6 protein-coding genes are annotated in these 6,899 nt (G+C 72.9%); 1 reads left to right on the top strand and 5 read right to left on the bottom strand.

The genetic code is table 11. The annotated features are described in order from the left end of the window. From E1258_RS28390 to E1258_RS28375, 4 genes are all read right to left on the bottom strand, one after another. Positions 1-313 (bottom strand): CHC2 zinc finger domain-containing protein (locus E1258_RS28390; protein WP_243715750.1); only part of this gene is annotated, 313 nt, incomplete at its 3' end. An 81-nt stretch (positions 314-394) separates the two neighbouring features. Beyond that, positions 395-1,228 carry a siderophore-interacting protein gene (locus E1258_RS28385; RefSeq protein ID WP_132406526.1) on the bottom strand — a complete coding sequence of 278 codons (834 nt, stop codon included), beginning with the start codon at positions 1,226-1,228 and terminating at the stop codon, positions 395-397. Between the two features lie 54 nt (positions 1,229-1,282). Further along, positions 1,283-2,584 carry a deoxyguanosinetriphosphate triphosphohydrolase gene (locus tag E1258_RS28380; RefSeq protein ID WP_132406524.1) on the bottom strand — a complete coding sequence of 434 codons (1,302 nt, stop codon included), beginning with the start codon at positions 2,582-2,584 and terminating at the stop codon, positions 1,283-1,285. A 6-nt stretch (positions 2,585-2,590) separates the two neighbouring features. Then, positions 2,591-2,941: a VOC family protein gene (locus E1258_RS28375; protein WP_132406522.1), complete on the bottom strand. Its 351-nt coding sequence runs from the start codon at positions 2,939-2,941 to the stop codon at positions 2,591-2,593. Positions 2,942-3,242: 301 nt separating this feature from the next. Here E1258_RS28375 and E1258_RS28370 point away from each other — a divergent pair, with 301 nt between their 5' ends. Then, complete coding sequence (locus tag E1258_RS28370) at positions 3,243-3,728, top strand: roadblock/LC7 domain-containing protein (protein WP_243715749.1); 486 nt, start codon at positions 3,243-3,245, stop codon at positions 3,726-3,728. 103 nt (positions 3,729-3,831) lie between these two features. Here E1258_RS28370 and ppdK read toward each other — a convergent pair whose 3' ends face one another. Further along, on the bottom strand, positions 3,832-6,540 hold the full coding sequence (gene ppdK / locus E1258_RS28365; RefSeq protein ID WP_132406518.1) for a pyruvate, phosphate dikinase: 2,709 nt from the start codon (positions 6,538-6,540) through the stop codon (positions 3,832-3,834). Positions 6,541-6,899 lie beyond the last annotated feature (359 nt).

Raw genomic sequence — 6,899 nt, 5'->3', positions numbered from 1 at the left:
GATCTTTCTCGACGTAGCGCAGATGGATGCCGGCGCGGGCGGCCAGCCGTTCGACGGACTCGACGAAACTGAGGTGCTCGGCGTCCATCAGGAACTTGATCGCGTCGCCGCCGGCCCCGCAGCCGAAGCAGTACCAGACGTTGCGGGCGGGCGAGACGTTGAACGAGGGGCTTTTCTCGTCGTGGAACGGGCACAGCCCCTTGAGGTTGCCACCGCCCGCCGACCGCAGCGTCACCGTGTCCGAGATGACCTCGGCGATCGAGGTGCGCTCCCGGACCAGCGCGATGTCCTCGTCCCGGATCCGCCCAGCCATTCGCCACCCCCCTCGGCCCTACATCCTGCCCTGCCGGGGTGACCCGCGCGGCGTCGGGGGGACGGCGGGGCGGGCGGCACCTCAGACGGGCGCGGTGGCCTCGTCCGCCTCCACCAGCCGGTTCCAGTCGGGCTTCGTGGAGCGCCAGCCCTCGTCGTCCATGCCGCGCCGCCAGTAGCCGGAGATCGACAACTGCTCGCGGGGCACGCCCCGCTCGACGCGCAGCAGCCGGCGCAGCTCGCGGACGAAGGTCGCCTCGCCGTGCACGAAGGCGTGCACCTCGCCGGGCGGGAAGTCCAGCGCCGACACCGCCGCCACCAGCGCCTCGCCGACCGGCCGGTCACCCCGGTGCAGCCAGGTCAGTTCGACCGCGCCCGGGCTGGGCAGCGGCTGCTCCTCGGCGGCGTCGGCCACCTCCACGAAGACCCGCGCCGGGGCGCCGGCCGGGAGCCGCTCCAGGGCGGCGGCGATAGCCGGCAGCGCGCTCTCGTCGCCCACCAGCAGGTGCCAGTCGGCGTCCGGGCTCGGCGCGTACGCCCCGCCGGGGCCGACGAACCGCACCGGGTCACCGGGGCGCAGCCGGGCCGCCCACGGGCCGGCCACCCCCTCGTCGCCGTGGTGCACCACGTCGATGGTCAGCTCGCCGGCCGCCGCGTCCCAGGCCCGCACCGTGTACGCCCGCAGCCGAGGCCACTGCGTGGGGGGCAGGTCCCGGCGGATCGCCGCGAGGTCGACCGGCTCCGGGTAGGTCACCCCGGCCGGCGGAAAGACCAGCTTCACGTAGTGGTCGGTGTACTCGCCCACCGGCAGGCCAATCAGCTCCTCTCCGCCGAGCAGCAGCCGGACCACGTGCGGGGTGGGCCGCCAGGTCCGCAGGACCCGGGCGGCGGTGACCTTCTTCGGGCGCTCCGTCATTGCCTTAGGCTAACCTAAGTTCCCCGGCCGCCAGCGGCCGGGGCCACGGGCGTTTCACTCGGCGAGCAGCCGCTCGTGCCAGGTCACCGCGGCCGGGTCGGTGAGCGAGGCGACCTGGTCGATCACCACGCGCAGCCGGGCGGCGTCGTCCGGCGCGGCCCGCCACAGCGGGGCGAAGACCGGGTCCAGCGCGTCGGGGGCCCTCCGGGTCAGGGCGGAGACCAGCTCGGCGAGGATCTGCCGCTGCCGCTCGTAGCGGCAACGGGCGCCCGGACGGCGCATCACGTAGCGCAGCGCCATCCCCTTCAGCAGCGCGCACTCGGCCCGGACCCGGCGCGGCACCACCAGGTCGGCCGTGTACCGCCGCAGCGGGCCGGGCCCGCAGCGCTCGCGGGTGGCGGCCACCACGGTCGAGACGAACCGGCCGGTGAGCACGCTGGTGGTCGCCTTCAGCGCGGCCTGGGCCCGGTGACTGCCGTCGTAGCCGGCGAGCGGGGCGAGCACCGGGTCGGCGAGCAGCTCGACGAGCACCGCGCCCAGGTCGGCCGGGGACTCCCCGGAGTAGGCGGCGGCCACGTCGGCGCAGAGCGCGGCCCGCTCGTCGGGGTCGGCCAGCAGCGGGCTCAGGCAGACGTACCCGCCGTGGACGCCGTCCTCGACGTCGTGCACCGAGTACGCCACGTCGTCGGCCCAGTCCATCACCTGGGCCTCCAGGCAGCGCTGCCCCTCCGGGGCGCCGGCGCGCAGCCAGTCGAAGACCGGCCGGTCGTCGGCGTACACCCCGAACTTGCCGCCCGCCCGGCGGCGCGGCCACGGGTACTTGGTGGTCGCGTCGAGCGACGCCCGGGTCAGGTTGAGCCCGGCGGAGCCGCCGTCGGGGCCGAGCACCTTGGCCTCCAGCCGGGTGAGCACCCGCAGCGTCTGCGCGTTCCCCTCGAAGCCCCCGCAAGTCGCGGCCAACGCGTCCAGCGCCGCCTCGCCGTTGTGCCCGAACGGCGGGTGGCCGAGGTCGTGGGCCAGCCCGGCGGTGTCCACCACGTCGGGTTCGCAGCCCAGCCGGGCCCCCATCTCCCGGGCGATCTGCGCCACCTCCAGCGAGTGGGTCAGCCGGGTACGCAGGAAGTCGTCGGTGCCGGCGGTGTGCACCTGGGTCTTCACGGCGAGCCGGCGGAACGCGGCCGAGTGCAGCACCCGCGCCCGGTCCCGCTCGTACGGCGAGCGGCCCGCGCCGGTGTCCTTGGCCGGCTCGTCGACCCAGCGCGCGGCGGCGTGGTGGACCGCGCCGTCGTCGGCCCGGACCGCGTCGGACCGGGCCGCGTCGCCGGGGCCGCCCCGGTGCTGGTCGCTCGTCCGCACAGCGGCCTATCCGCGCTGTCTGAGCACGCGGAACTCGTTGCCCTCGGGGTCGGCCAACACCGTCCAGTCGACCTCGCCCCGGCCGACGTCGACGTGCCGGGCGCCCATGTCGACCAGCCGCTCGACCTCGGCCTCCTGGTCGGCCGGGCGCAGGTCGAGGCGCAGCCGGCTCTTGCCCTGCTTGTCGCCGGAGAGCGGCACGAAGACGATGCCCGGGAGGCGGTCGGCGGACTGCCGGATCTCCACCGCGCCCGGCTGCTCGGTCACCACCTGGTAGCCCAGCGCCTCGGCCCACCAACGGGCGAGCCGGGCCGGGTCCCGCGCGTCCACGGTGAGACTTTCCCAGACGCTGACCATGCGGTCCACCCTCCACCGGCAATACGACATTCTTCGCGCGAGCCCCAGGCTACGCCTGGCGCATACCGATGGCGCGGCGACGACTTCCGCCCCCAGCCGGCGCGACAGTCCTCGCCCCGACGTCGCGCAACAGCCGATCAGTCGAGAGTTGTCGGCTGATCGCCGACCGTGACGGGTCGCGATCGGCAATGGCGACCGGTAGCGTTCCCAGAGCAGAACGTTACCGATGATCCGCACACCTGAATCAGATCTGGAACCCTGAATCGGACGACGGGAAGTGACGCTCGTGGACGCTGACGCGGTGCTGGGAACGGAATTGCGGGGGCTGCGCCAGCGCCGACCAGAGGTCGCCGGGGGCGTACTCGCCGGCACCGACGGCCTACTCATCTCCAGCGACCTGCCGGCGACCGACGCCACCCACCTGGCGGCCCTGGCCGCGGCCAGCTTCGGCCTCGGCCACCGGGTCGCCGACACGGTCCGGCACGGCGCGTTCCAGGAGTCGGTGGTGTTCACCTCCCGGGGCTGCGTGGTGACCTACCCGGCCGGCCGGCACGCGCTGCTGACCCTGGTCACCGGGGCCGACACCGACCTGGAGACCCTGCACCGGGAGGCCCGGGAGGTGGCCGAGAGGACCGGCGCGGTCTTCGACCAGCAGCGCAGCGCGCCCAGCAGCATGGCAGCGCTCGACCCGCACGCGCCGCTGGCCACGCGGACCCCGATGGCGACCCTGCCGGCGCGCGCCCCCAACGCGCCCCGCGCCACCGGCTGGCGACGTCCGCCGATCTGAGCCCGCCGGCCCCGGTGGGGATGCGTGCGGCTTCGCCCACCGGGGCCGGCGCCGGCGCGGCGACCGCGAGACACGGCCGCGCCGGGGCGTGGCCTGCCACGGTTCAGCGGCTGTCGGAGCCCGCCGTCTCGACCGCCGCGCGACCGGCCTCCAGCCGGGCCACCGGGACCCGGAACGGCGAGCACGAGACGTAGTCCAGCCCGACGGAGTGAAAGAAGTGGACGGACTCCGGGTCGCCACCGTGCTCACCGCAGACACCGAGCTTCAGCCCCGGCCGGGCGGCCCGCCCCTCCTCGGCGGCGATCCGCACCAGCCGGCCCACGCCGTCGCGGTCGATCGACTCGAACGGTGAGATGCCGAAGATGCCCAGCTCCAGGTAGCGCCAGAAGAAGGCCCCCTCGACGTCGTCGCGGGAGAAGCCCCAACCCATCTGGGTGAGGTCGTTGGTGCCGAAGGAGAAGAACTCCGCCGCTTCGGCGATCTGGCCGGCGGTCAGCGCTGCCCGGGGCACCTCGATCATCGTGCCGATCAGCACCTCGACCCCGCTGTCCCCGACCACCTCGGCGATGATCTTCTCCGCCTCGGCGCGTACCGTCTCCAGCTCCTGCACCGCGCCGACCAGCGGGACCATGATCTCCGGGCAGGCCGACCCGCCCTCGCGGGTGACCCGGACGGCGGCCTCGGCGATCGCCCGGACCTGCATGGCGAACAGGCCGGGAATGACCAGGCCGAGGCGCACGCCGCGCAGGCCCAGCATCGGGTTCTCCTCGTGCATCCGCCGGACGGCGGCGAGCAGCGCCTCCTCCTTGGCCACGTCCTCGCCGCGCTCCTGGGCGACGGCGACGTCGACCGCGAGCTGTTCCAGCGGGGGTAGGAACTCGTGCAACGGCGGGTCGATAAGCCGCACGGTGACCGGCAGCCCGTCCATCTCGCGGAAGATCGCCACGAAGTCGTCGCGCTGCAACGGCAGCAGCGCGGCCAGCGCGTCGGACCGCTCGGTGTCGGTGCGGGCCAGGATCAGCCGCTCGACCAGCTCACGCCGGTCGCCGAGGAACATGTGCTCGGTGCGGCACAGCCCGATGCCCTGCGCGCCGAAGCGGCGGGCCCGGGCGGCGTCCGCGCCGGTGTCGGCGTTCGCCCGCACCGCCAGCCGCCGGGCGGCGTCCGCGTGGGTCATGATCCGGTGTACCGCCTTGACCAGCGCGTCGTCGGCCTCGGCCGGATCGAGCGTGCCCTCGAAGTACCGCACCACCTCCGATGGCATGACCGGCACCTCGCCGAGGTAGACCTTGCCAGTGGTGCCGTCGATCGAGATGACGTCGCCCTCGCTCACGGACTGCCCGGCGACGGTGAGCCGCCTCGCCGGCACGTTGACATCGATCTCGTCGGCACCGGACACGCAGGTCTTGCCCATTCCCCGGGCGACCACGGCGGCGTGGCTGGTCTTGCCGCCGCGCGAGGTGAGGATGCCCCTCGCGGCGATCATGCCGTTGAGGTCGTCGGGGTTGGTCTCCCGGCGGACCAGAATCACCGCCTCGCCCTCGCCGGCCAGCTCGACGGCGCGGGCGGAGGTGAAGACCACCTTGCCGGACGCCGCGCCCGGCGACGCCCCGACACCCTTGGCCACCGGCTCGAAGCCGTGGTCGAGCTGGAACCGGGGGAACATCAGCTGGGCGAGCTGCGCGCCGTTGACTCGATGCAGCGCCTCGTCGAGGTCGATCAGGCCCTCGTCGACGAGCTGGCCGGCGATGACGAACGCCGCCGCTGCGGTGCGCTTGCCGACCCGGGTCTGGAGCATCCACAGCTTGCCGCGCTCGATGGTGAACTCGATGTCGCAGAGGTCCCGATAGTGCCCCTCCAGCCGGGCCATGATGACCAGCAGCTCGTCGTAGGACCTCTTGTCGATGCTCTCCAGCTCCTGCAACGGCACGGTGTTGCGGATACCGGCGACGACGTCCTCGCCCTGCGCGTTGGCCAGGTAGTCGCCGTAGATGCCCTGCGCGCCGCTGGCCGGGTCGCGGGTGAAGGCGACGCCGGTGCCGGAGTCCGGGCCGAGGTTGCCGAAGACCATGGCCACCACGTTGACCGCGGTGCCGAGGTCGGCGGGGATGCGCTCCTGACGGCGGTAGAGCACCGCGCGCTCGGCGTTCCACGACTCGAACACCGCGCGGATGGCCAGGTCGAGCTGCTCGCGCGGGGACTGCGGGAAGTCGCGGCCGGTGTGCTTGAGGAAGATCTTCTTGTACGCGTCGACCAGCCCGTGCAGGTCGTCGGCGTCCAGGTCGAGGTCGTCGGTGGTGCCCCGGGCACGCTTGGCCTCGTCGAGCGCGTGCTCGAACTCCTCGCCCGGCACCTCGCAGACGGTCTTGCCGAACATCTGGATCAGCCGGCGGTAGGAGTCCCAGGCGAACCGTTCGTTGCCGCCGGCCCGCGCGGCGAGCCCGACGACGCTGCGGTCGTTGAGGCCGACGTTGAGGACGGTCTCCATCATGCCGGGCATGGAGAACTTCGCCCCGGAGCGTACGGAGACCAGCAGCGGGTCGTCGGGGTCGCCGAGCCGACGGCCCATGCCCCGCTCCAGCGACTCCAGGTGCGCCTCGATCTGACCGGCCAGCCCGGCCGGCTCCTCCCCGGTGGCGAGGTACGCCTTGCACGCCTCGGTGCTGATGATGAATCCGGGCGGCACCGGCAGACCGAGGTTCGTCATCTCGGCCAGGTTGGCCCCCTTGCCGCCGAGCAGGTCCTTCAGGTCCCTGTTGCCCTCGGCGAAGTCGTAGACGTACTTGTGATCGACCGTCTCCTGCGTTGCCACCAGAGCCTCCCACGCGCGCCGGAACAAACACTTAACGAAAGTTCAGTTTGCTGACACCCCAGGGCTGACCACCGCCAATCCGGTGCCATCGCGATCGATGGGCGAAGGCTAAGCGAATATCGCGTGACCTGGGACTACTTGGTGACAATCGGCACAGCCATCACGACTGTCCGCGTCCGTACCGGTTTTTGGGAACGTTTCCACGCGCACGATCACGCAATTCGCAACCCCCCTCGTACTCTTGACCGCACCGGTTCTGCCGAACCTCACCTTTGCCATATCCCTCGCGAATACACCCGGAGCCAGCACGTGCCGCCCACCCCGTCCCGCACCCCCGAAACCGGCCGGGAACCGCTCGA

The sequence above is a fragment of the Micromonospora sp. KC207 genome (assembly GCF_004348615.1).
In the GTDB taxonomy this organism is placed as follows: Bacteria; Actinomycetota; Actinomycetes; order Mycobacteriales; family Micromonosporaceae; genus Micromonospora.
Note: the sequence above shows the minus strand (reverse complement) of the source record. Positions and strands in the feature narration are given on the sequence as shown.

Bases quoted from the DNA above. Each gene is read 5' to 3' on its own strand.
- E1258_RS28375 (WP_132406522.1), bottom strand. From the start codon at position 2,941: ATGGTCAGCGTCTGGGAAAGTCTCACCGTGGACGCGCGGGACCCGGCC.
- E1258_RS28385 (WP_132406526.1), bottom strand. From the start codon at position 1,228: ATGACGGAGCGCCCGAAGAAGGTCACCGCCGCCCGGGTCCTGCGGACC.